The sequence below is a fragment of the Enterobacter sp. SES19 genome (genome assembly GCF_011765665.1).
Taxonomy (GTDB): Bacteria; Pseudomonadota; Gammaproteobacteria; order Enterobacterales; family Enterobacteriaceae; genus Enterobacter; species Enterobacter pseudoroggenkampii.
In genome coordinates, this window is sequence record NZ_CP050320.1 from 2,299,244 (window position 1) to 2,326,116 (window position 26,873).

Consider the following 26,873-nt stretch of genomic DNA (forward strand, 5'->3'; position numbering starts at 1 on the left):
CAGTGTTGCGCAAAAATAAGTCTGAAAATAATGGGTGTTTTTTCCCAGGGATAGCTACATCCGTCTGGTGGACATATCCACAGGAATCCGCACACCTGCAAGGAGAAGAAATGAGTAACGTAAAAGTTGTTGATGTCATCATTCGCAAAACGGCGGAGAAAACGAAATTAACCGGCGAAGGAAATCTGTCGGTCTCTATTTCATCGCCGAGCGTGATTGAAATCCAGGGTTCTGCTCAGGATGTGGCGCGTTATGTCCGCCAGGGGAAAGACCTCCTCATTTATATGAAAGATGGCAGCGTGATTCGCTGCAATAACTATTTTATTGAAGATCCTGAGACGCATAACCAGTCAGAACTGGTATTCAACGACCGTCAGGAACTGACACATATTTCTTTTGCCGATGCCGGGGAAGCGTCAGGCGTTGCGGTGACCGAGTTAACCGCGCAGGCCACACCGATTAGCAGCATTCAACCTTTCCTCGAGCAGGAAAGTGTTTTAAGCGACGCGCCGTGGGGCTGGATTGCGGGAGCTGCGTTAGGCGGCGGTGCCATCGGGGCACTGCTGGCAAACGGCGGTGACGGCGAGACTAAAACAAAAGTCATTGATAATACCAAAGAAGTTGAAAGCGCCACGCCGACCTTCTTGCTGTCGGATAAAGCGGGTGACAAGCAGGGCGTGCTGAGTGCAAACGAGATCACGGACGACAGCAACCCAACCTTTAGCGGCACCGGTCAGCCAGGCGCGACCATTCAGATCAAAGACAGCAGCGGCAGCACCATTGCCAGCACCATGGTCGGTAAAGACGGCACGTGGACGGTAATATTACCGACCCAGACGGACGGGGAGCACACCTGGTCGGTCGTGCAGATCGACGGCAGTAAAACCACCGATGCGGGCAACATCACCGTAACGGTCTCGACCGCCGAGGCCGCCATTACGCTTGCCACCACGGCGGGCGATAACGTGCTGAACGCCAGCGAGCAATCTGCGGGCTTTACGCTCTCCGGCGCCAGCAAAAATCTGGCGCAGGGTACCGAACTCACCGTGACGCTGAACGGCAAAACCTACGCGGCTGAAGTCGGGGCAGACGGCGCGTGGAGCGTTAACGTACCCGCGGCCGACGCGCAGGCGCTGGGCGATGGCACCTGGACGGTCAACGTCAGCGGCAAAGACGCGGCGGGTAACACCGTCAGCGGAAGCCAGACGATTGGCGTGGATACCACCGCGCCAACCCTCTCTGTCGATACCCTCGCACAGGACAACATCATTAATGCGGCTGAGCATAATCAGCCGCTGACGCTAACCGGTAAAACGAATGCGGAAGCCGGTCAGATCGTCACGGTCACCCTGAACGGTAAAAATTATAACGCCACGGTGGGCAGCGACGGCACCTGGTCCGTCACGCTGGAGGTGGGCGACGTGCAGGCGCTCAGCGAGGGCAATCACACCCTGACGGTGAACGTTAGCGACAAAGCGGGCAACGGCTCGTCCGTGACGGCAGATTTCACGGTGGATACCGTCGCGCCGGTCGTCACCATCCATACCGTGGCGGGCGACGATATTCTCAATATCAGCGAGCAGGGTCAGGCGCACATCATTTCCGGCCAGGCGAGCGGTGCCGCCGCGGGCGATGTGGTCACCGTAACCCTTGGCGGTCAGACCTTCACCGGCGTGGTGCTGGCGGACGGCAGCTGGAGCGTGGGCGTTCCGGCGTCCGTGCTGGGCGCGCTGGGTGAAGGCAACCATACGCTTTCAGTTTCCGTGACCGACGCGGCAGGCAACACCGGCAGCGCCACGCACGGCATTACGCTGAGTGGACATCCGCCAGAATTTACGATTGACGCCATCAGCCAGGATAACGTCCTGAATGCCCAGGAGGCGATGCAGCCGCTGAGCCTGACCGGCACCAGCAACCTGCCGGACGGCACCACCGTCACCGTGACGCTGAACAACGTCAGCTATCAGGCCACCGTCGAAAACGGTATCTGGGCGGTCCAGGTGCCGGTGTCCGACGTCCTGAATCTGGCGAACACGCTTTACACCGTCAGCGTCAGCGGCACCGACAGCGTGGGTAACAGCGGTTCTGCCGAAGCGAATCTGCTGGTGGATACCGTCCTTCCGCAGGTCATCATCAATACGTTTGCGGGCGACAACCTGGTCAATAACGCCGAAGCGGGCGTCGATCAAACCCTCAGCGGTCGCGTTACCGGCGCGGCGGCGGGTGATACCGTCTCCATCACCGCAGGCGGCAAGAGCTACACCGCAACGGTTGGCAGCGATCTGACCTGGAGCGTGAAGATCCCGTCAGCGGATCTTCAGGCGTTCGGCGACGGCGATTTAACCTTCACCGCGTCGGTGACCAACGGGCACGGCAATACCGGCACCGGCGAGCGTGATATCAATATCAACGCGGAGCTGCCGGGTCTGCGCGTGAACACCATTTCCGGCGATGACGTGATCAACGCCATTGAGCAGCAGCAGGATCTGAGCGTCACCGGCTCCAGTACCCATCTGGCCCCGGGCACGCAGATTGTCGTCACCATCAACAACGTTGAGTACGTCACCGCGGTTAACGCCAGCGGCAACTGGCAGATCGGCGTTCCGGCGGCAGACCTGCAGGCCTGGACGGCGGGCGGCATGACGGTGAGCGTCAGCGCGGTAGATGCCTGGGGCAATCCCGTTGCGGCTGAACACCCGATTGAACTCGATCTGAACGCCGTGGCGGTCACCATTGATACCGTCTCCGGCGACGACCTGCTGAATGCGGCAGAAAAAGGCGGTGATTTAACCCTTTCCGGCCAGACGCAGGGCGTGGAAGCGGGGCAGACCGTGGTGGTGAAATTCGCTGACCAGACCTTTACCGCACAGGTGCAGCAGGATGGCTCCTGGAGCCTGACCGTACCCGCCAGCGCCATGGAAACCCTGACCGACGGGCGCGCGCAGGTGAGCGTCAGCGTCACTAACGTCAGCGGCAACAGCGCGGACGCCTCGCGCGTTGTCACGGTGGATACGCAGCCACCGGCGATTACGCTCGATAACCTGACCGCCGACAACATCATTAATGCGGCAGAAGCGCAGCAGGATTTACTGTTAAGCGGCAGCAGCAGTGCGGAACCCGGCCAGACTGTCACCGTGACGCTGAACGGCAAAACGTATCAGACCACGGTCCAGACGGACGGTAGTTGGCAGCTGAGCGTCCCGGCGGCTGACGTCGGCGCCCTGACGGACGGCATCGTTACCGTGACGGCAACCGTGAGCGACGTGGCGGGCAACAGCAGCAGCGCCGATCGCGTGGGTCTGGTGGATGCGACCGTACCGCAGGTGACCATTAATGACTTTGTCACCGACACTAACACCGTTAACCAGCTCGCCCATTCACAGGCGCAGATCCTGAGCGGCTCCGTCACCGGTGCGGCAGCGGGCGACCTTGTGACCATTACCATTAACAGCGTGGATTACACCACCGTGGTGGATGCGGCGGGCAACTGGAGCCTCGGCCTGCCGGCGTCCGTCGTTCAGGGGCTGACGGACGGCACATGGACCATTGACGTCTCCGTGACCGACCGATCCGGCAACACCGGAAGCAGTTCACTGGATGTGGTGGTGAATACCGTGACGCCTGTTATTGGTATCAGCACGCTGGCGGCGGACGACGTAATCAATGCGACCGAGAAGGGCGAAGATCTGCTGCTCTCCGGCACCAGCAACCAGCCGGAAGGCACGCGCGTCACCGTTAACCTGAACGGCATCAACTACACCGCCACCACTGACGCCAGCGGCAACTGGAGCGTGACCGTACCGGCCTCGGCCGTAAGCATCCTGGGAGAAGCTCATTACACCGTGACGGCGAGCGTCACGGATAGCGTAGGCAACAGCGCCTCAACCTCACACGATGTGCTGGTGGACAGCTCGCTGCCGGTGGTGACGATCGGCACGCTGGCGGGCGACAATATCGTTAACGCGGCGGAAGTGGCGGCAGGGCAAACCCTGTCCGGTAAGGTGACGAACGCGGCGGTAGGTGACACTGTCACGATTATCCTCGGCGGTCAGACTTACACGGCTACCGTGCAGGACGATCTCACCTGGAGCCTGCCGTTAAGCGAAAGCCAGTTAACCGCGCTCGGCAATGGCGACCTCACCGTATCCGCCAGCGTGACCAACGCGCACGGTAATACCGGTTCTTCTTCTCTCGACTTCAGCATCGACGCCCAGCTTCCGGGACTGCGTATTGATACGGTCGCAGGTGACGACGTGATTAACGTCATCGAACACGCCCAGAATCTGATTGTCTCCGGCACCAGCACCGATCTGGCGGCGGGCAGCGCCGTCACCGTGACCATTAACGGCAAAGCGTATTCCGCAACGGTGCTGGCCGACGGCACCTGGCAGGCCGCGGTACCGGCGGCGGACGTGTCCCAGTGGGCGGATGGCTCGCTGGATATCAAGGCAAGCGCGCAGGATGCCTCCGGTAACCCGGTGACCATCGGCACCGTCGTGGACGTCGATCTCGCGCCGGTCGCCATCACCATCAGCAGCGTGACCGACGACAACGTGCTCAACGCGGCGGAAAAAGGCCAGGACCTGGTGCTGTCCGGCACCACCGCCAACGTGGAAGCGGGCCAGACCGTCACCATCATCATTGCAGGGAAAACGTACACCACGACGGTGGATGGCAACGGCGACTGGACCTGGACCGTTCCGGCTGCCGATCTGAGTGCCCTGAAGGACGGTGGCGCCAGCGTGCAGGTCAGCGTCACCAACGTGAACGGTAACGCGGCGTCTTCGGTGCAGGCATTCAGCGTCGACACCACCGCGCCGACGGTGACCATCAACACCATCAGCAATGACAATATGCTGAACGCGGCAGAGGCGGCGCAGGATCTGACCCTGAGCGGGACGTCTACTGCCGAAGCGGGCCAGACGGTCACCGTGACCTTCAACGGCAATCAGTACACCGCGCAGGTGCAGGCGGACGGCAGCTGGACGCTCGACGTTCCGGCGGCGGATCTGGCGGGCATCACCGACGGCAGCGCGGCGGTCACGGCGACCGTGTCCGATAAGGCAGGTAACCCGGCCAGCGCAGGTTCCTCGGTGCTGGTCGACACCACCGTGCCGCAGATTTCGTTCAACATCGTTGCGGGCGACGACATCGTGAATATTGCCGAGCACGGCCAGGCGCTGATCGTCTCCGGTAAGGTGACGGGCGCGCAGGCGGGCGACGTGATTACCGTGACCCTGAACGGCAAAGACTACACCGCTATGCTGGACGCGTCCGGCAGCTGGAGCGTGGGCGTTCCTGCGGCGGACGTGGGCGCGCTGGCAAACGGCGAGCAGACGATCTCTGCGACCCTCACCGACAAAGCCGGTAACAGCACCACCGCGACGCACGAGTTTGACGTCTCCCTGACCGCGCCGGTCATTGCCATTAATACCCTGGCGGTTGACGACGTGATCAACGCGACTGAGAAAGGCCAGGATCTGCAGGTGTCCGGCACCAGCAACCAGCCGGACGGAACCACCATTACGGTGACCCTGAACGGCATCAGCTATACGGCCACCGCCGACGCGAGCGGGAACTGGAGCGTGACCGTTCCGGCGGCAAACGTCTCTGCGCTGGGCGAAGCGAGCTACGCCGTGACGGCGAGCGTGACCGACAGCGCGGGGAACAGCGCGAGCACCGGCCACAGCGTGCTGGTCGACAGCGCGCTGCCGCAGGTCACCATCAACCCCGTCGCCACGGACGATGTCATTAACGCGGCGGAAGTGGCTAGCGGGCAGACCCTCAGCGGAAAAGTGAGCGGCGCAGCGAGCGGTGACACTGTCACTGTTTCAGTCGGTGGCAATACCTGGACCGCGACGGTTCAGGACGATCTGAGCTGGTCGGTCAACGTGCCGTCCTCGGTCTTAACCGCCATCGGTAACGGCGATCTGACAGTGTCAGCCAGCGTCACCAACGGCCACGGCAACACCGGCACCGGCGAGCGCGACATCAGCATCGACGCAAACCTGCCGGGCCTGCGCGTCGATACCGTGGCAGGCGATGATGTGATCAATAGCATCGAACACGCTCAGAACCTGATTATCACCGGCTCAAGCGAAGGCCTGGCAGCGGGCGCGGCGCTGACGGTGACCGTCAACGGCAAAACCTACGCGGCAACCGTACTGGTGGACGGCACCTGGACGGCGGCCATTCCGGCGGCAGACGTCAGCGCGCTGAATGCGGGCACGGTTACCGTGACCGTGGAAGGCCAGAGCGCGGCGGGCAACCCGGTTTCCATCAGCCATGACGTGAAGGTCGATCTGGCGGCAGTCGCCATCAGCATTGACCCGATTGCTTCGGACGACGTGATTAACGCGGCGGAGAAAGGCGTGGACCTGGTGCTGTCCGGCTCCACCACCAACGTGGAAGAAAACCAGACCGTTACCATCACCTTCGGCGGCAAGTCGTACACCGCGACGGTGGATGCCAGCGGCAACTGGACGGCGACCGTACCGTCCGCCGATTTGGGCAGCCTGAAGGACGGCGATGCCAGCGTGCAGGTGAGCGTCACCAACGTGAACGGCAACAGCGCGTCGGCAGGCCGCGAGTACAGCGTGGACGCGACCGCGCCGACGGTGTCTATTGAAATTGTCAGCGACAACAACATCATCAATGCGGCCGAAGCGCAGCAGGATCTGGTGATTAACGGCGTGACCAACGCCGAAGCGGGCCAGACCGTCACCGTGACGCTGAACGGCGTGGACTACACCACCACCGTTCAGGCCAACGGCAGCTGGAGCGTGACCGTACCGTCCGCGGATCTGAGCGGTATTACCGACGGGAACTACACCGTCAGCGCCGCCGTATCGGACAAAGCGGGCAACCCGGCCTCCGCGGATCGCGACGTGCTGGTGGATACCACCGTTCCACAGCTGACCATTAACACCGTATCCGACGACGACGTGATCAACAGCGCCGAGCATGCGCAGGCCCTGATTGTCACCGGTTCCGTGACGGGCGCGGCGGCGGGCGACGTGGTCACGGTCACCCTCAACGGCAAATCGTACACCGCCACCCTGGACGCCTCCGGCAACTGGAGCGTGGGCGTGCCTGCGGCGGACGTCACCGCGCTGGCCGCCGGGGATTACACCATTACCGCGGCGCTGACCGATAAAGCGGGCAACAGCAACAGCGCCACGCACGGCGTGGCGGTGAACCTGACCGCGCCGGGGCTGACCATTGACACCGTTTCCGGTGACGATGTGATCAACAACACCGAGAAAACCCAGGATCTGACCCTCTCCGGTACGGCTTCCGGCCTGGCGGCAGGCGCGGTGGTGACCGTGATGCTGAACGGCAAAGCGTACAGCGCGCAGGTGGACGATAACGGAAAATGGACCACCACCGTTCCGGCGAGCGAAGTCGGTCAGTTGGGCGAGGCGCTTTATACCGTCACCGCCTCGGCAACGGACAGCGTCGGCAACAGCACCAGCGCGTCGCACACCGTAAACGTGGAGTCCGTTCTGCCGGGCGTGATCGTCAACACCATTGCGGGCGACGACGTCATTAACGCGGCGGAGCTGGCAGCCGGCCAGACCATCAGCGGTAAGGTGGTGAATGCCGAAGCGGGCAACACCGTGACCGTGACGATTGGCGGCAACAGCTACACCGCAACGGTGCAGAGCGATCTGACCTGGTCCGTTAACGTGCCGTCCGACGTGCTGACCGCGCTGGGCAACGGCGATTTGACCGTGTCAGCCAGCGTGACCAACGGCGTCGGCAACAGCGGATCCGCTGAGCGCGAAATCGTGATAGACGCTAACCTGCCGGGCCTGCGCGTGGATACCGTGGCGGGCGACGACGTGATCAACAGTATCGAACACGGGCAGAACCTGATTATTACCGGCACCAGCGACGGGCTGGCGGCGGGCGCGGCGCTGACCGTGACCGTCAACGGCAAAACCTATCCGGCGAACGTGCTGGCGGACGGCACCTGGCGCGCGGCGATCCCGGCGGCGGACGTCGGCGCACTGAGTGCAGGCACGGTTACCGTGACCGTTGCGGGCCAGAGCAGCGCCGGTAACCCGGTTTCCATCAGCCATGATGTGACGGTGGATCTGGCGACCGTTGCCATCAGCATCGATGCGATTGCTACCGACGACGTGATTAATGCCGCCGAGAAGGGCGCGGATCTGGTGCTCTCCGGGGCGACCTCGAACGTTGAGGAAAACCAGACCGTTACCATCACCTTCGGCGGCAAAAGCTACACCGCGACCGTAGGCGCCGATGGCAAATGGACGGCCACGGTGCCAGCCGCCGACCTGGCGGGTCTGAAAGACGGCGACGCCAGCGTGCAGGTGAGCGTCACCAACGTCAACGGCAACAGCGCCTCGGCAGGCCGCGAGTACAGCGTGGATGCGACCGCACCGTCGGTGACCATCAACACGCTGGCGACGGACGACATTCTGAATGCCACCGAAGCGAAGAGCGATCTGACCGTTTCCGGCACCAGCACCGCCGAAGCGGGCCAGACGGTCACCGTATCGCTGAACGGTAAAGACTACACCACAACCGTCAGCGCAGACGGCAGCTGGACGCTGAACGTTCCAGCGGCGGATCTGGCTGGATTAACCGACGGCAGCGTGACCGTCACCGCATCGGTCAGCGATAAAGCGGGTAACCCGGCGTCCGTGGATCACAACCTGGCGGTAGACATCACCGCGCCTGCGGTGACTATCAATACCGTTGCGGGCGACGACGTCATTAACATTGCAGAACACGGCCAGGCGCAAATCATCAGCGGCACCGCCACTGGCGCAGCAGCGGGCGATAAGGTCACCGTCACCATCGGCGGCCAGACGTACACCACCGTGCTGGACGCGGCGGGCAACTGGAGCGTCGGCGTCCCGGCCAGCGTGATTTCAGGCCTCAGCGACGGCACCGTGACCGTCACGGCGTCGGTCACCGACGCGGCGGGCAACACCGGCACCGGCACGCATAACGTGACCGTCGATACCGGCCTGCCGTCCGTGGCCTTCAACGCCATCAGCGGCGACAACGTGCTGAACGCGGTGGAAAAAGGTCAGGATCTGAGCGTCAGCGGCACCAGCGCCAACCTCGCGGAAGGCACCGTGGTGACCGTGACCCTGAACGGCAAAAACTACACGGCGACGACCGCCGCAGACGGCACCTGGAGCCTGACGGTTCTGGCAGCAGATCTGGCCGGTCTCGGTCAGGCCAACTACACCCTGAACGCAACCGCCACCAACGACGTGGGCAACAGCGTGAGCAACACCGCGAACCTGCTGGTGGACACCGCGCTGCCAACGGTCAACATCAACACCGTGGCGGGCGATAACGTCATTAATGCGGCGGAAGTGGCCGCAGGCCAGACCCTGAGCGGCACCGTGTCGAATGCCGAAGCGGGCAATACCGTGACCGTGACCATTGGTGGCAACAGCTACACCGCAACGGTGCAGAACGACCTGACCTGGTCCGTCAACGTGCCGTCTGACGTGCTGACCGCGCTGGGCAACGGCAGCCTGAGCGTGACGGCGACCGTTACCAACGGCCACGGCAACACCGGCACCGGCGAGCGCGAGATCGCGATCGACGCTAACCTGCCGGGCCTGCGCGTCGATACCGTCGCGGGCGACAACGTGGTCAACAGCATTGAGCATGCGCAGAACCTCATTGTTACCGGCTCCAGCGACGGGCTGGCGCCAGGCACGGCGCTGACCGTCACCATCAACGGCAAAGACTATGCGGCCACGGTGCTGGCGGACGGCAGCTGGAGCGCGGCTGTGCCGTCTACCGACGTGAGCGCGTGGCCGGAAGGCAGCGTCAAAATCAGCGTCACCGGCGACAGCGCTGCGGGCAATCCGATTACCATCAGCCACGATGTGACGGTAGATCTGGCGACCGTTGCCATCAGCATCAACTCCATTGCCATCGACGACGTGATTAACGCGGCGGAGAAGGGCGCGGATCTGGTGCTGTCCGGTGCGACCATCAACGTGGAAGCCGGGCAGACCGTGACCATCAGCCTGAACGGCAAAATATATAGTGCGACAGTGGACGACAGCGGCAACTGGACCTGGACCGTACCGTCTGCGGATCTGGCTGGCCTGAAGGACGGCGACGCCAGCGTGCAGGTGAGCGTCACCAACGTGAACGGCAACAGCGCCTCGGCGGGCCGCGAGTACAGCGTAGATGCGACCGCGCCGAGCGTGACCATCAACACCCTGGCGACGGACGACATTCTCAATGCCGCCGAAGCGAAGAGCGAACTGACCGTGTCCGGCAGCAGCTCTGCCGAAGCGGGCCAGACGGTGACCGTATCGCTGAACGGCAAAGACTACACCACCACCGTCAGCGCGGACGGCAGCTGGACGCTGAACGTCCCGGCGGCCGATGTTGCGGCCCTGACGGACGGCAGTGTGACCGTGACCGCATCGGTAAGCGACAAGGCGGGCAACCCGGCATCGGTTGATCACAACCTGACGGTAGATGCGACCGTTCCTGCGGTGACCATCAATACCGTGGCGGGCGACGATGTCATTAACCTCGCAGAACACAGCCAGGCGCACATCATCAGCGGCACCGCCACCGGCGCAGCCGCGGGTGATAAGGTCACCGTCACCATCGGCGGCCAGTCGTACACCACCGTGCTGGACGCGGCGGGGAACTGGAGCGTGGGCGTCCCGGCGAGCGTGATTTCCGACCTCAGCGACGGCACCGTGACCGTGACTGCGTCCGTCACCGACGCGGCGGGCAACACCGGCACCGGCAGCCATAACGTGACCGTCGATACCGGTCTGCCATCGGTCAACTTCAACGCCATCAGCGACGATAACGTGCTGAACGCGGTGGAAAAAGGTCAGGATCTGAGCGTCAGCGGCACCAGCGCCAACCTGGCGGAAGGCACCGTGGTGACCGTGACCCTGAACGGCAAAAACTACACGGCGACGACCGCGGCAGACGGAAGCTGGAGCCTGACGGTCCCGGGGGCGGATCTGGCGAGCCTGGGCGAAGCCAACTACACCCTGAGCGCGACCGCGACTAACGGCGTGGGCAACAGCGTCAGCAACACCGCGAACCTGCTGGTGGACACCGCGCTGCCGGGCGTCACCATCAACACCGTGGCGGGCGATAACGTCATTAACGCGGCGGAAGTGGCCGCGGGCCAGACCCTCAGCGGCAAGGTAACGAACGCGGAAGCGGGCAATACCGTCACCGTGACCATTGGCGGCAATACCTACACCGCAACGGTACAGAGCGATCTGACCTGGTCCGTGAGCGTGCCGGAGTCTGTCCTGACGGCGCTGGGCAATGGGGATTTGACCGTATCGGCAACCGTCACCAACGGCCACGGCAACACGGGAGCGGGCGAGCGCGAAATCGTTATAGACGCCAGCCTGCCGGGCCTGCGCGTCGATACCGTGGCGGGCGACGATGTGATCAACAGCATCGAACATACTCAAAACCTGATCGTCTCCGGCTCCAGCGACGGGCTGGCGGCAGGTACAACGCTCACCGTGACCGTCAATGGCAAAACCTATGCGGCCTCCGTGCTGGCAGACGGTTCCTGGAGCGCGGCGATCCCGGCGGCAGACGTCGGGGCCTTCGCAGCAGGTACGGTCACCGTCACCGTTGCGGGCCAGAGCGCGGCGGGCAACCCGGTGACCATCAGCCATGACGTAACGGTCGATTTGTCTGTCGTTGCCGTCAGCATCGATGCGATTGCCACCGACGACGTGATTAACACGGCGGAGAAAGGCGCGGATCTGGTGCTCTCCGGCAGCACCTCGAACGTGGAGGAAAACCAGACCGTTACCATTACCTTCGGCGGCAAGACGTATACCGCGAAGGTGGATGCTGACGGTAACTGGACGGCCACCGTGCCGTCCGCGGATCTCGCGGGCCTGAAAGACGGTGACGCCAGCGTGCAAGTGAGCGTCACCAACGCGCACGGCAACAGCGCCTCGGCGGGCCGCGAGTACAGCGTGGACGCGACTGCGCCAACCGTGAGCATTGATACGGTCGCTGGCGATAACGTGATTAACGCCAGCGAAGCGTCTGCGGGCGTGGCCATTTCCGGCACCACCACGGCGGAAGTCGGGCAGACGGTCACCGTGACGCTGGGCGGTAAGAGCTATACCGCCCAGGTGCAGCAGGGCGGCGTCTGGAGCGTGAACGTGCCGGGCACCGACCTGTCCGCACTGGCGGATAACGGCTACACCGTGCAGGTCAGCGTGAGCGACGCGGCGGGTAATCCGGGCAGCGCGGGTAAGACGATTACGCTTGATACCACGCCGCCGACCGTCAGCTTTAACGTGGTGGCGGGCGATGACGTGATTAACAGCGTGGAGCACGGCCAGGCGCAGATCGTCAGCGGGTCGGCAACCGGCGCGAACGTCGGTGATAAAGTGGTTATCACCCTCGGTTCGCACCAGTACACCACCACCGTTGACGCCAGCGGCAACTGGAGCGTGGGCGTTCCGGCCAGCGTGATTTCCGCCCTGACCGACGGCACCGTGACCCTCAGCGCGACCATTACCGACAGCGCGGGTAACAGCAGCACCCAGACCCATGACGTGGTGGTCAACACCGCCTCCGTGGCGCTGACGGTGAACACCGTTAGCGGTGACGACGTCATCAACGCGGCTGAAGCCGGTTCGTCACTGGTGATTAACGGCTCCAGCGCGCAGTTCGCCAGCGGGACCCAGGTCACCGTGACCCTGAACGGCAAGAACTATACCGCCACGATTCAGAACGACGGCACCTGGACGACAACCGTACCGGCCGCCGACGTGGGCGCCCTGGCCGATGGTGCACGCTATCAGGTGTCCGTATCGGCACAGGACAGCGCGGGCAACAGCGCGTCGGCAACGCACGGCATCAGCGTGGATACCACTGCGCCAGTGGTGAGCATTGGGACGCTGTCGGTTGACGACATGCTGAACGCCGCGGAAGCCCAGCTACCGCTGACCGTGCACGGATCTTCCAGCGCGGAGGCGGGTCAGGCCGTTACCGTGACGCTGGGCGGCAAAACCTACACTGCGCTTGTCGGCAGCGACGGCACCTGGACGCTCGACGTGCCGGCAGCCGACCTGGCCGCCCTGAACCAGGGCGCGCTGACGGTCACTGCCTCGGTCAACGATAAAGCGGGTAATAACGGCCAGACCACGCACACCTTAACAGTGGATACCGTTGCGCCAACCGTAACCATCAGCACTGTGGCCGATGACGATATCGTCAACAACGCGGAGCAGCTGGCGGGCCAGACCATCCGCGGCACGACCACGGCGGAACAGGGCCAGACGGTGACCGTCTCCTTCAACGGGCACAGCTATCAGGCGACCGTCGGGGCAGACGGATCGTGGTCGGTCTTCGTGCCGGGCCGTGATTTCCTCGGCCTGAGCGACGGGGAGTACACCATCACCGCTTCGGTAAGCGACAGGGCGGGCAACCCGGGTAGCGCAACGCACGACGTGACGCTGAACGGCGATGTCCCAACCATCACCATTAACACCTTTGCGCAGGACGATATCGTCAACGCCGCCGAGCACGGTACGCCGCTGGTCATCAGCGGCACCACCGACGCGCCTGTAGGCCAGACGGTGACCATCACGCTGAACGGTAAAACCTATACGGCGACCGTGCAGAATGACGGTACCTGGAGCTACACGGTGGGAAGCGCTGACGTGACCGCGCTGGCAGACGGCGGCTCGTACGTGATTAACGCGCAGGTCAGCAATACCATCGGCAACAGCGCCAGCGATAACCATACCGTCACGGTGGATCTCACCGCGCCGTCGATGGGGATCGCTATTGATTCGCTGCAAAACGACACCGGCCTGAGCGCAACGGATTTCATCACCAACGACAGTCAGGTCGTCGTCAACGGCTCGCTGACCGCGCAGCTCGGCAATAACGAGAAGGCGCAGATCAGCCTCGACGGCGGCGTCACCTGGATCGACCTGACCGTGACCGGCACCACCTGGCGCTACGCCGATGGCCGCACCCTGACGGACGGTACGTATCAGTACCAGGTGCGCGTGATCGATAACGCGGGCAACGTGGGGGCCACGGACAGCCAGGACGTGATGATTGACCTGACGAAGCCTGCGGCAACCACCATTACCGTGGATTCCATTACGCAGGATACCGGCCTGTCCGGCAGCGACTTTATCACCAGCGACAACCAGATCAGCCTGAAAGGGACGCTCGGCGCGGCGCTGGGCAGCGGCGACCACGCGCAGATCAGCCTTGACGGGGGCGTCACCTGGACCGACGTCAGCGTCAGCGGCCTGAGCTGGACGTATGTTGATGGCCGCACGCTGGCCGACGGGGATTACAACTACCAGCTGCGCGTGATTGACGACGCGGGCAATATCAGCGCCACCGCCAGCCAGGTGGTGACCATTGATACGGTTGCGCCGGACGCCAGCAAAACCATCGCCATCGACAGCATCAGTGACGATACCGGCCTGAGCAGCAGCGACTTTATCACTCGCGACACGTCCCTGACGTTGCACGGCTCGCTCGGCGCGACGCTGGCCGACGGCGAATACGCCCAGATCAGCATCGACGGCGGCGTCACCTGGCAGAACGTGATCGTCACCGGCAACAGCTGGTACTACGTCGATAGCCGCACGCTGGGTAACCAGACCTATGACTACTACGTCCGCGTGGTGGACGCCGCCGGTAACGTGGGGGCCAGCGCCCATCAGCAGGTGACCGTCGATACGGTCGCCCCGGATGCGGCGATTACGGTGACCGTGGATAACATCACCGTCGATACCGGCTTCGACAATAACGACTTCCTGACCAGTTCGACCTCGTACACGCTGCACGGAACGCTCGGCGCAGAACTCGGCGCGGGTGAATTCGTGCAGGTGAGCATGGACGGCGGCACGACCTGGGTATACGCCACCGTAAGCGGGACGAAGTGGAGCTACAGTGACACGCGTACCCTGACCGACGGCAGCCATAACTACCAGGTGCGGGTCGTTGATCTGGCGGGTAACGTTGGGGCAACCACCTCGCAGGCGGTGACGGTGGATACGCAGGCGCCGCAGTACGGCGTCACCATCGACAGCATCAGCGAAGACACCGGCCAGTCCGGGAGTGATTTCATCACCATGGACACCACGCTGACCATCAACGGTTCGCTGGGCAGCGCGCTGGCAAGCGACGAGCGCGTACAGATAAGCCTGGACGGCGGGAACACCTGGCTCGATACCACGGTCACAAACCAGCGCTGGAGCTACACCGATACCCGCGATCTGCCTGACGGAGACTACACCTACCAGGTGCGGATTATCGACCAGGCGGGCAACGTCGGCTCCACGGCCTCTCAGGTCGTCACGGTAGACACCACGCCGCCGACCACGGTGGGTACGGTCGTGAGCTATACCGACGGTGAAGGCGAGCGTCAGGGCACCTTTGGCAGCGCGGTGGCAACGGACGATAACTCGCCGCTGATCAACGGGACGCTTAACCGCGCTCCGGACGACGGTGAAATTGTACAGCTCTATCGTGACGGGGTCCTGCTCGGCCAGGTGACCATGAACGGCAGCGCAAGCTGGTCCTTCCAGGACAACGGCCTGAGCGACGGCAACCACACCTACATTGTGCGCGTCACCGACAGGGCCGGTAACTACACCGAGTCTGACGGCTTTGTGCTTAACGTTGATACCAGCATCCCGACCACCACGGCGGCGATAACCGCGCAGACCACGTCGGACACCACGCCGATCGTCACCGGCACCGTCTCCGCTGACCTGGTGAACGGTGAATACCTGGTGGTGACGGTGAACGGCAAAACCTACACCTCCCAGACCGGCGGCGCGGTGGTGGTCGATCCGGATCACAACACCTGGTATCTGCAGATCCCGGACGGCGATGCGCTGAGCGTGGCGAGCTACAGCGTGACGGCGCAGGTGAAGAGCAGCGCGGGTAACGGCAATACCACCGGTACGGCAACCGGCAGCCTGGTGATTGACACCACTTCGGTGAATACCGACTGGGCGACCACGGCGGGGAACAGCAACAACTCCACCATGACCCTCGGCATGAACAGCAGCGGTCTGTGGAACATCATTGCTAACGGCCAGTCATACTCCAGCAGCGATAGCTCGACCTACGCCGGGAATACCCTGACCAACACCCGCGGCTATTACGTGGTGAGTCAGACCGCCGCCGACTTTGACCGCAACGGCACGCAGGATATTTTCGCCACGGAGACCACCTACTCAGGATCCACGCAGGTGATGTGGACCTACGATGGCAGCACCTATAACGCCAGCCAGCTGGCGATGGGGACCACCATCTGGTACGGCGGCGTGATTGCGTACGACAAAACCGGGGATGGTTATCTGGATCTGGCGTACGGCGACTCCGGCGCGGACTCCATTACCTATCTGATCAACAACAACGGGGTACTCTCGCCTGACGGCACTTACGGCGGCGCGGGGTTCTGGGGACAGTTCACCACCATGCGTGAAATCTCCGGCGTCGATATTAACAATGACGGCACCGTGGATGTGGTTCAGCACACCAACCGCAGCGGCGCGTACTCGTTAACCGTGATCAACAACAACGGCAACGGCACGCTCTCTATCGGTCAGAACCTGACGAACGTGTTTGTGGCCAACGCCTCGAATACCACCACGGCGGCGTCCATGACGTGGGCGGACTTCAACGGCGATGGCTACATGGATCTGTACCTGGGCAGCAGCTACAACAACAACGGCGGGGTGATCTACTACAACGACGGTACCGGGAAGCTCTCAACTACCAAGAGCGCGGTCGAGGCCTCTAACGCCACGGCGGGGTATTTGTCGGTGGCGGTGGACTGGAACGGTGACGGGCAGATGGACATCGTCAAGCTCAGCAGCTATGGCGGCTCGCAGACGGCGACGCTGTTCACCAACAACGGTTACGGCTCGACCTGGACTGCAAGCCAGCTGGCTTCCGGACTAGCGAACGTCACCGGCGTGGCGGCAGTGGACTACAACTGGGACGGCGCGCAGGATCTGCTGGTCTCTCAGCAGAACGGCAAGGTGGTGCTGGTACAAAACAGCAAAACTATTGCTGACGGCACCGCGATGCACCTGCACATTGTCGACAGCGAGGGCATCAACGCCTACTACGGCAATACGGTCAATCTGTACAACGCCGCGGGCGTACTGGTGGCCTCGCAGATCATCAACGCCCAGTCCGGTATCGGTTCGAACGATACCTCTGCGCTGGTGAGCTTCTACGGGCTGGATCCGAATGAAACCTACTCGGCCGAGATCCTGAAGATCACCAACGGCGTGTCGGATAACGTCACCTGGAGCGGCCTGGAGGCGGGCAACGGCAAAGAGGGCTACGTCCTGACGGCCGAAGCGGCCACCGGCGGCCACAGCGGAACCATTACCGGAACCGGGTATAACGACACCTTTATCGCAGAGGATGGCACCTATACCTACAACGGTTCCGGCGGCTGGACTACCCATTCCGACCATGACACCTGGAGCAACACCGGTGGGATGGACGTGGTGGATTACCGCAATGCGACCTCCGGCGTAACCGTGGATTTGCGCCTCTCTACCGCGCAGAACACCGGATTCGGTACGTCACGACTGCTGAACATTGAGGGGATCAACGGCTCGAACTTCGACGACGTCATTACCGGCAACAGCGGTGATAACCAGTTCGAAGGCCGGGGCGGGAACGACACCTTCAACATCGGCAGCGGCGGTCACGATACGTTGCTCTACAAGCTGATCAACGCCTCGGATGCCACGGGCGGTAACGGTCACGACGTGGTGAACGGCTTTACGGTCGGCACCTGGGAAGGGACCGCGGACACGGATCGTATTGACCTGCGCGATCTGCTCTCCGGCAGCGGCTATACCGGCACGGGTTCGGCGAGCTACGTGAACGGCGTGGCCACGCTGGACAGCAGCGCGGGCAATATCAGCGATTACATCCGCGTGGTGCAGAACGGCAGCAATACCGAGATCCAGGTTGACCTGGACGGTACAGGCGGTCAGTTCTCGCCAACCACTCTGGTGACCCTGAACGGCGTGCAGACGGATCTGGCGACGCTGCTGGCGAACCATCAGCTGTTAATTGCGTAAACCAGCGCCGCGGGGAGCGATCCCCGCGGCCTTTTGGCTTTTCTTTACACGAATTGCGTTAACCCGGAGATTATGAAGACACATCCACAGTACGAACCCTGGCTGCAGGGCATGCTCATCATCGCGAAACACTACCGACTGGATTTCTCAGCGGAGCATGTTCGGGTCACGATTAACCATGAAAGCCAGTCTCCGCGCCAGCTGGTGCTGGAGGAGATGGCGCGCCAGCTTGGGCTGGGGATGCGTATGGTGGTGGCTGAAGCGGTATCCCTCGATCCGTGGCGCCTGCCGCTGCTGGCGGAATTCACCGGCGGACAAATCGCGGTCATTAATCGCATGGACAGCGAAGGCAACGTCAGCCTGCAGTTCAGCGGCGACGCGGGGCTGGAGACGACGCTGACGCGTGACGAGCTCGGGGCGCGGCTAAAGGGGCTGATGGTGTTGCGCCCGCTCGAATCCACGCCGGATGCCCGCGTGGACGACTACATCAAACCGTATGAGAAAAACTGGTTCTGGCAGCTGGCGCTGAAGGACTGGCGACGCTACAGCGACATTATGCTGGTGGCGCTGGTCGCCAACGTGCTGGCGCTTTCCGGCATGGTCTTCTCCATGCAGGTATACGACAGAGTGGTCCCGTCGCAGTCGGAAGCCACGCTGTGGGTGCTGTTTGGCGGCGTGATGATTGCCATCGTGTTCGAATTCATCATGCGCATGCTGCGCGTGCATATTTCTGACGTGGTGGGCAAACGCGCCGATCTGCGTATCTCTGAACGCGTGTTTGCCCACGCGCTGCGGATTAAAAACGGCGCGCGATCAAAATCAACCGGATCGTTTATCGCCCAGATCCGCGAGCTGGAGTCGGTGCGGGAGCTCATCACCTCCACCACGATTGCGGCTATCTCCGATCTGCCGTTCTTCCTGCTGTTCGTCTTTATTCTGTGGATGATTGGCGGCCCGCTGGTGCTGGTGGTTCTGCTCGCGGTTCCGCTGCTGCTTATTCCGGGCCTGCTGGTGCAGCGCCCGCTGGGGAAACTCTCCAGCGAAGGGATGCGTGAATCCGCCATCCGTAACGCCACGCTGGTGGAAGCGGTGCAGGGCATTGAAGACATCAAGCTGATGCGCGCCGAGCAGCGTTTCCAGAACCAGTGGAATAACACCAACGACGTCGCCGCCAGCGTCGGCATGAAGCAGCGCTGGCTGACGGGCCTGCTGCTCACCTGGACCCAGGAGGTGCAGTCTATCGTCTATGCGGTGGTACTGCTGGTGGGCTGTTACCTGGTCATCAGCGGTGACATGACCACCGGTGCGCTGGTGGGTACCTCGATTCTGGCGTCACGGACCATTGCGCCGCTGTCGCAGATCTCAGGCGTGCTCTCGCGCTGGCAGTCGGCAAAAGTGGCCCGCAAGGGGCTGGACGATCTGATGCAGCGGCCGATTGACGATCCGCAGCACGGCAAAAAGGTGCACAAGGCCCACCTGCGCGGCGACTACGCGCTTGAGGACGTCGGGTTTTATTACGACGAGGAAGAGAAACTTACCGTACTTAACATCAGCAAGCTGCAGATCCGCGCCGGAGAGCGCGTGGCGGTGCTCGGACGTAATGGCTCCGGTAAAAGCACGCTGTTACAGCTTCTGGCGGGCATGCAGGAGCCGCAGCAGGGCAGCATTCTGCTGGATGATATTGCCCTCAATCACCTCGACCCGGCCGACGTGCGTCGCGACATGCAGCTGCTGAGCCAGCAGGCCCGTCTGTTCTTTGGCTCCGTGCGGGACAACATCCTGATGGGGAACCCGCTGGCGACCGATGACGAAATTCATCAGGCGCTGGTTAACAGCGGCGCGCTGGAGTTTGTGCGCAAACAGAAAATGGGGCTGAATTATATCATCAACGAGGGCGGGGCTGGCCTCTCCGGCGGACAGCGTCAGGCGCTGCTGCTGGCGCGTGCCCTGATCACCTCGCCGACTATCCTGCTGCTGGACGAGCCAACGGCCTGGCTGGACGAAATGAGCGAGAAGCAGTTTATTCAGCATCTTCACACATGGCTGGGTAAACGCCGGACGCTGGTGGTGGCGACGCATCGCCTGCCGATCCTGGACCTGGTCGACCGCATCATCGTGCTGGAAAACGGCAAGGTGGTGATGGACGGCCCGCGCGACGCCATCCTGCACCAGCACGGAATGGCGCCGCAAAAGACAGCGCAGCGCACCGTGACCATGAAGCCGGCGGCGGTTGCCGAGGAGGGCGCGGCATGAATGATTTCTCCCGTTTCAATAGCCGACTGAAGGAGCCACGCCTGCCGCGCTCTACCCTGGTGGCATGGTCCCTGTTCGCCCTGCTGGCGGCGTTTATCGCCTGGGCGAGCCTGTTCCATCTTGATGAGGTGACGACCGGCAGCGGCAAGGTGATACCGTCTTCGCATGAGCAGGTCATCCAGTCCCTGGAAGGCGGCATTATCCACAGCCTGATGGTGCGCGAAGGCGACATTGTGGAACGCGGCCAGCAGCTTGCGCAGCTAGACCGGACAAAAACCGAGTCGAGCGTGCTGGAGAGTGAGTCGCGTCTTAATGCAGCGCTGGCCACGGCTGCGCGCCTGAAGGCCGAGGTGAACGACACGGAACTGGCGTTTCCGGGTGAGCTGGATGACGACGTTGAACTGGTCAAGCAGGAAACGGCACTCTACCAGTCCCGTCGTGAAAGCCTCGAAAAAGGGCTGGCCGGGTTGCGTCAGGGTGCCGAGCTGGTGCAGCGCGAGCTGTCGTTAACCCGGCCGCTGGTGACCCAGGGGGCGGCCAGCAAGGTTGAGGTGTTGCGTCTTGAGCGTCAAAAGAATGAGCTTGAGAATAAAATCACCGAGATGAAAAACCAGTATTACGTTCGCGCCCGTGAAGAGCTGGCGAAAGCCAACGCGGAGATTGAAGCCCAGCGTTCGGTGATGAAAGGGCGTGAGGACTCCCTGACCCGGCTGACCTTCAATGCGCCGGTTCGTGGGATCGTGAAGGACATTGACGTCACGACCGTGGGAGGCGTTATCCCGCCGAACGGCAAGCTGATGAGCCTGGTCCCGCTTGACGATCAGATGGTGGTCGAAGCGAAAATATCGCCGCGCGATGTGGCGTTTATCCATCCCGGTCAGAAGGCGCTGGTGAAAGTGACGGCCTATGACTACTCCATTTACGGTGGGCTGGAAGGGGAAGTGACCATGATTTCCCCGGACACCCTGCAGGATGAGGTGAAAAGAGATGTCTACTACTATCGCGTCTATATTCGTACCGACAGTAACCATCTGACCAATAAGCAAGGGCAGGAATTTCCGGTCTTTCCGGGCATGATTGCTACCGTTGATATTAAAACCGGCAGCAAAACCATTCTGGATTATCTGTTGAAACCGCTGAACAAGGCAAAAGAGGCGCTGCGGGAACGATAGGTGAAGGGCGTTCGGGAGACCGAACGCCTGGAGAATTATACGGTTGACGTCGCGTTGTTAGCGTGGCGTCGCTCTTTGGGTACTACGTTGATGTAATGCGTAACATAGGCAAAATATAACCCGGCATAATTTTCGACGAGTTCGATAAACGCCGGGTATATCGATAGCCGACCATCACCCCGATCTTTCAGGTAGCCTGCCTCCTGAGCCGATTTGATAATCCGGTTGACGTGGATACGCGAAACGAAAAATTCTTTTGCGAGCGTGCTGGCTGAATAGTCGATGACGGCACCATGGGCAGATTTATTTTTCATAGCCTGCAGGTAAAGATAAAGCATAATCATACGTCCGCCATCTTTATCGATAAATAATCCCACTTCAGGCAACACCTTCCTGAACGTTAATCCCCGAAAAAGATACTCTGCCGCGCGGCGGAAGAAGTTATTTCTCAAAATATCATTGTCCAGCAGGTTCACGTTAATATTGAATGTCGGGTAAAGAATGCTGACGGGCAAAAAAGCGCCGGACATATAACGCTTAAGTTCATTCAGGCCTTTTTCAGTTGGCGCTATTCTCGTTTTGCGTCGGTCTTCCGTGCAGCGCCAGGTCTTGATACGCCCGGTGGTTCTCAGTATCGTAATGATCGCAATAACGCTGTTGGGGCTGGCTATCTTATAGCGAGAACATAAATCTTTAATCTCTGAAACTGACTCCGCCTGATTTCCAAAAATAAAACAACACATAGAGAGGATAATGTTAAATCGTGATTCCTGCAGCATTGTCTTGTAGAAAAGAGGTTGTTTTTTATAGATGGTGTCATTAATTGTGTAGTGCTCTAATATTGCCTCACCGAATCGCGGATTGTTCTTTATAACATCCCTTCGATGTAGCAAGGCCCTGGATGAGATGTGATTATCCATAGCATTTTTCTCGTATTTTAATGAGCCGATAGATGAAGTGTTCAGTCTTCTTTTTCGGAATTCTCATTATACCCTGAGAATGAGATGTTTGCCGTTGTTATTTGCAAAGAAAAGTATATTTGCGAACTGGTGATTAACGCAAAGATGTTCCAGTGAATCAGGCTGATAACTGTATCTTACCCTGAGGCTCCAGGATAAAATTACTGTTCTCAACGTGTGCAATAAATTTAATTTATTCACAAATGGAAACGGCGCTTTTGGTGCCCAGGAGCAGGTTATGATCCACAAAGTTTCTCTCAGAAATGGGGCGTGCGATGAACATAAATTTGTCGTTTCAGCCTGCGCGTTCACATTCCAGGGATATCGCGAGATCCTTAGCAGGTACGGAGTACAGGCCACGCATATTCACTTTGAGGGGGATGAGGTCTCTCAACAGGAACTGCAAAATATCCTTATAAATCAGAATACTCATATTGTAGCTTTTCTCGGCAAAGGTATTGTCGATCTTCTGGAGAGCCTGAAGCGACTGGCATCCGTTCTCAATGCACTCCCCGTTATTCGACGCGTCACCCTGTATGGTGACATACCGGATGGCTGGTTGTATCGCACCCTTAGCAGTCTTTTAAATAACCGCTATCAATTGTCATTAATTCGTATAGCCCATGTTTCAGATGTAATAACCTGTTTTCACACCCACCATAACGGGTTTAAGGACCGCTCACGTTTATTACGCGAACGCAGTACGGATATTTCTCCGCATGAAAATATTAAATGGCTTACAAAAAGAGAGATTGATGTATTGTTAAATTTCTACCGCGGCATGTCCGTAAAAGAAATGTGCGATAGAATGGGGCTCTCTAATAAAACGGTTTACACCCACCGCAAGGAAGGTGTGCTGAAATTAAGGTTAATTAAGCAATGGCTACACGATCCGCACAATTTAAAAGCGGAGGGAAGTATTAAACGGCGAAGTAAAAAAACGGAATTTACGGATAAGGAAGCAGAAATCTTCAATGCGTTGCATAACAAAGAGATATTTCCTGCCTATCAGATCATTACCGATCGTGATAAAAAAGGTGTAGGGTTTGAGATACTCATTCGCTGGAATAAGAATGGTAAGATTGTCAAACCAACCAGTTTTCTTACGGATATTTCCAGTTATGAAATATGGCTAAAAATAACGGCGCTAGTCATCCATGCCGCCGTATCAGGAATTAATAAGTATAACGGGAAATACTATTTTTCAGTGAATATCCCGCCTCGTCTGGCTTCCGGCAATGCCTTGCCAGATATGGCGAGAAAAGCCATCGGCATGCTGCTCAAACCGCAGTGGGCCGAAAAGCTGGTCTTTGAATTTGCAGAAGATATTGACGTGACGAAGGACAAAAGGATCCCTGAAACCATGCGGCATTTACGCAATACGGGGTGTCGATTGTTTCTGGATGACTGTTTCTCTAACCACCAAACCATGTTCCCGGTGCGCCAGGTCCATTTTGACGGACTCAAACTGGATCGGGACATCGTCGAGCATTTTGTGGCAAACGACAATGACTATAACTTGATTAAAGCGATACAGATTTATAGCGACATGACCGGGGCAGACTGCATTGCAGAGGGGGTTGATAGTGAAGAGAAATTCGAAAAATTAGTCGCGCTGGGCGTCAAAAACTTTCAGGGTTATTATTTATCGCGTGCTGTGAAAGAGGAAGAGTTAGACCGCATGGTCAGGTTGTTCAGTTAACAAAAAATAAAGCCCCGAAGGGCCTTTTATTATTTTCGACCCAGCAACAGGCCGAGAACAATACCGACCGCACCCGCTGCGACGAGGCCGGTGAGGGGATTATTTCTGACCGCTTCAGTAACATCGGAAACAGCATCGCTGGCCTGCGCGGCATATTTTTTTGCCGCACCTTTTACCTGATGCTTTGGTGAATCAACGAACTCACCAAACTGCTGCTGGGCCGAACCTGCAAGTTCATCAAGTTTATTTTTTGCTTTGTCTTCAGCAAACTGGGTGTTTTTATCAGTACCGATATCAGACATTTTTGCCTCCTTTTGTTGATAATTAAAGGATAGCCGTTCTTTGCGGATGTGAGAGACGAAAGGTTAATTTCAGCACCCAACAGGGTGGTTTTCGGATATATCTCTGTGCGGGGGACTCCCACAGAGAGTGGGGGTTGGCGCGTCATTCCGGGCTGTCCGGCTCCCAGGAGAGGATATCGCCCGGTTGACACTGCAGTGCCTCGCATATTTTCGCCAGCGTATCAAAACGTATCCCTTTCACCTTGCCGGACTTGAGCAGCGACAGGTTTTGCTCAGTGATCCCCACAAAGGCTGCCAGTGCTCTGGACGTCATTTTCTTCTCTACCAGCATTTTGTCCAGATGAACCACGACAGCCATAATTAGATGAACTCCTTATTTTCTTCTTCCGCTTTGATCCCTTCGACCAGGGAGTGAAAGGTTACCAGCAGCAAACCGCCTGTTAATAGCAGAACAAAATCCCCAAGCAAAAGGGTGACCTGGTAGTAATGTCCCGGCCACGCGATCGTCAGCGGGATCAAAAAGCGACAGACCGGCAGTGCGATCCCAAGGCTTAACATCGCGATGGCAATCTTGCGAACGCTGTTTGCCAGAGCCCGAGAGAGGATCTGTTTTTGACGAACCTGACGCGTGACGCTCATTCCCTGCCAGACAGCAAAGGCAAACAGCCCCGCCGGAAGATAAAGGATCGCCAGCAGGAGTATCTGGCGCAGCGACGAAACCGTTGCAACAGCCAGATCGTCTTTCTGAACCTCGGCGAGCTTTAGCAGAGTGGAAATAAAAAACGACTCGCCGGTGAAATAAATCCACAAAGGGGTGATTAATGCCAGGATGAGAAATAGCGGCAGCACCCCTGCGATGAACACCAGACTGAGTTTACCCCTCGCACCATTCACATCGAACCTTCCTGAGTGTTTCATATTATTTTAAGACCAGCACGCACAAGCATGACATAAGCATTAGCGCGATGGCAATCTTACCGCCGTTCAGCCAGTTAGCGGCGCGTTTCATCCAGGGTTTTGGCCACACATGATAGACGCAAAAGGCGAGATAAGACGCCTGAATCACCCAGGTGAGCATTCTGAACAGGTAGCCTGAACTGCTCAGATGGGTGATGGTCTGCATCATTTCCATGCAATAAAGAATGAGCCCAACGGTCAGCATTGTGTTCATCAGCCGAAGTTTATACTGCGCGGCCCACGTTCCGCACCCAAACAGCAGGGCCGAGACGAAGGTCAGTATCGCCCAGAGAATATCAATCCAGTTCATGATGCGCCTCTGCTGTATGAGATGGCGGGGTTAATAGCAGCCGCATGGCCGGGACAACCACCGGCCACGCGGTGTCGGAGAGGATCACCACGGCGCTTTTACGCTGTCGGTCGAAGGCGATAGCGGAAGCGAACCCCGACGATTCACCATCATGCCAGGTGATATCGCGCCCCTGAATGCGTGTGGTGAACCAGCCATAGCCCACGCGTGAATCGGGATCGTCAGTTGCAAACTGCGGCGTCATTGCGTCGCGCCATGCGAGCGGTCCTGCCAGCAGCGACTGAGCGTAATGGGCCATGTCGACAATGGTTGAACGCACGCCTCCGGCGGGGGTAAATGCATGCATTTTCCACGGCGCTTCGCTCAGGCCGGAAGCGGATCGACCCCGGCTGAACGTGGAAGAGGCGGGCGTTGTATCACTGGCGACGACAGAACCTGTCATGTGCGCCTGAGCGAATACGCGCGTTTGCAGGAGGTCAGCAAAAGATTGATGCGATGCACGCGCCAGCGCCAGTCCCAGCAGCGCATAGCCGGTGTTGGAATAGTCAAATCCGGTCGGGCGTTCGACGCTGGCTTTATTCACCATGTCTATTAATGTCTCCTCATCGAAGTCCCAGAAATTGTCTCGCAGGATGATGGACTTAATAACCTGAACTTTCTCGGGTAACGACGTCGCCAGCGGCGGCAGGCCGGAGCGATGCGAAGCCAGCTGCGCCAGGGTAATATCGCTCGCCGGGCCTGCGATCTCCGGAATAAGTTCACCGACGCGGGTTTGCGGAGTCGCCTCGCCGCGTCGCTGCGCCTCAATCAACAGGCTGCTGGTCATGGTTTTGGTCAGGCTGGCGATTTCATACTGTTTTGTAAAATCGCTGTCCCACAGGGCGTACTGCACGCCTTTTGGCGTGATAAGTGCGACGGCAACGCTGCCACGCGCCCCGCTGAGGAGTGGCGTCAGGAACGAGACGATGGTTGCATCACCCGTCTGGCGCGGGGACGGCGTGCTGACGCCCGGCTGCAGGTAGATGCCTGCGGCAATCAGCGACACAAAAACCACCCCTGCGGCTAACACTCGCCTGCGGCTGTATACATACTGTTTATTCAT

10 protein-coding genes are annotated in these 26,873 nt (G+C 59.8%); 4 read left to right on the forward strand and 6 right to left on the reverse strand.

All coding sequences use genetic code 11. The features are described from left to right. Positions 1 to 110: 110 nt before the first annotated feature. The 3 genes from GXP72_RS10980 to GXP72_RS10990 all read left to right on the forward strand — a co-directional run bounded on the left by GXP72_RS10980 (position 111) and on the right by GXP72_RS10990 (position 21,541). Positions 111 to 18,116 carry an Ig-like domain-containing protein gene (locus GXP72_RS10980; RefSeq protein ID WP_208763875.1) on the forward strand — a complete coding sequence of 6,002 codons (18,006 nt, stop codon included), beginning with the start codon at positions 111 to 113 and terminating at the stop codon, positions 18,114 to 18,116. A 72-nt stretch (positions 18,117 to 18,188) separates the two neighbouring features. After that, positions 18,189 to 20,369 (forward strand): type I secretion system permease/ATPase, encoded by a 2,181-nt coding sequence (locus GXP72_RS10985; protein ID WP_208763876.1) that lies wholly within the window; start codon positions 18,189 to 18,191, stop codon positions 20,367 to 20,369. Next, positions 20,366 to 21,541: an HlyD family type I secretion periplasmic adaptor subunit gene (locus GXP72_RS10990; protein ID WP_208763877.1), complete on the forward strand. Its 1,176-nt coding sequence runs from the start codon at positions 20,366 to 20,368 to the stop codon at positions 21,539 to 21,541. The genes GXP72_RS10985 and GXP72_RS10990 overlap by 4 nt, the downstream gene beginning before the upstream one ends. A 35-nt stretch (positions 21,542 to 21,576) precedes the next feature. Here GXP72_RS10990 and GXP72_RS10995 read toward each other — a convergent pair whose 3' ends face one another. Next, on the reverse strand, positions 21,577 to 22,461 hold the full coding sequence (locus tag GXP72_RS10995) for a hypothetical protein (RefSeq protein WP_024908390.1): 885 nt from the start codon (positions 22,459 to 22,461) through the stop codon (positions 21,577 to 21,579). 277 nt (positions 22,462 to 22,738) lie between these two features. Between GXP72_RS10995 and GXP72_RS11000 the strand changes: the two genes are divergently transcribed. After that, entirely contained in the window at positions 22,739 to 24,202 is a 1,464-nt protein-coding gene (locus GXP72_RS11000; RefSeq protein WP_208763878.1) for an EAL domain-containing protein, read from the forward strand. A gap of 29 nt (positions 24,203 to 24,231) precedes the next feature. Here the strand turns inward: GXP72_RS11000 and GXP72_RS11005 are convergent, their stop codons facing one another. From GXP72_RS11005 to GXP72_RS11025, 5 genes are all read right to left on the reverse strand, one after another. After that, positions 24,232 to 24,504 carry a CsbD family protein gene (locus tag GXP72_RS11005; protein WP_024908392.1) on the reverse strand — a complete coding sequence of 91 codons (273 nt, stop codon included), beginning with the start codon at positions 24,502 to 24,504 and terminating at the stop codon, positions 24,232 to 24,234. A gap of 142 nt (positions 24,505 to 24,646) precedes the next feature. Beyond that, the gene (locus tag GXP72_RS11010; protein ID WP_024908393.1) at positions 24,647 to 24,862 is read right to left on the reverse strand and encodes a helix-turn-helix transcriptional regulator; all 216 of its coding nucleotides are present in this window, start codon (positions 24,860 to 24,862) and stop codon (positions 24,647 to 24,649) included. 2 nt (positions 24,863 to 24,864) lie between these two features. Beyond that, entirely contained in the window at positions 24,865 to 25,422 is a 558-nt protein-coding gene (locus GXP72_RS11015; protein ID WP_032645327.1) for a DUF2975 domain-containing protein, read from the reverse strand. Between the two features lies 1 nt (position 25,423). Beyond that, positions 25,424 to 25,771, reverse strand: coding sequence for a hypothetical protein (locus GXP72_RS11020; protein WP_090417036.1), 348 nt, complete (start codon positions 25,769 to 25,771; stop codon positions 25,424 to 25,426). Continuing rightward, entirely contained in the window at positions 25,758 to 26,873 is a 1,116-nt protein-coding gene (locus GXP72_RS11025; RefSeq protein ID WP_090417034.1) for a serine hydrolase domain-containing protein, read from the reverse strand. Before GXP72_RS11025 ends, GXP72_RS11020 begins: the two co-directional genes overlap by 14 nt.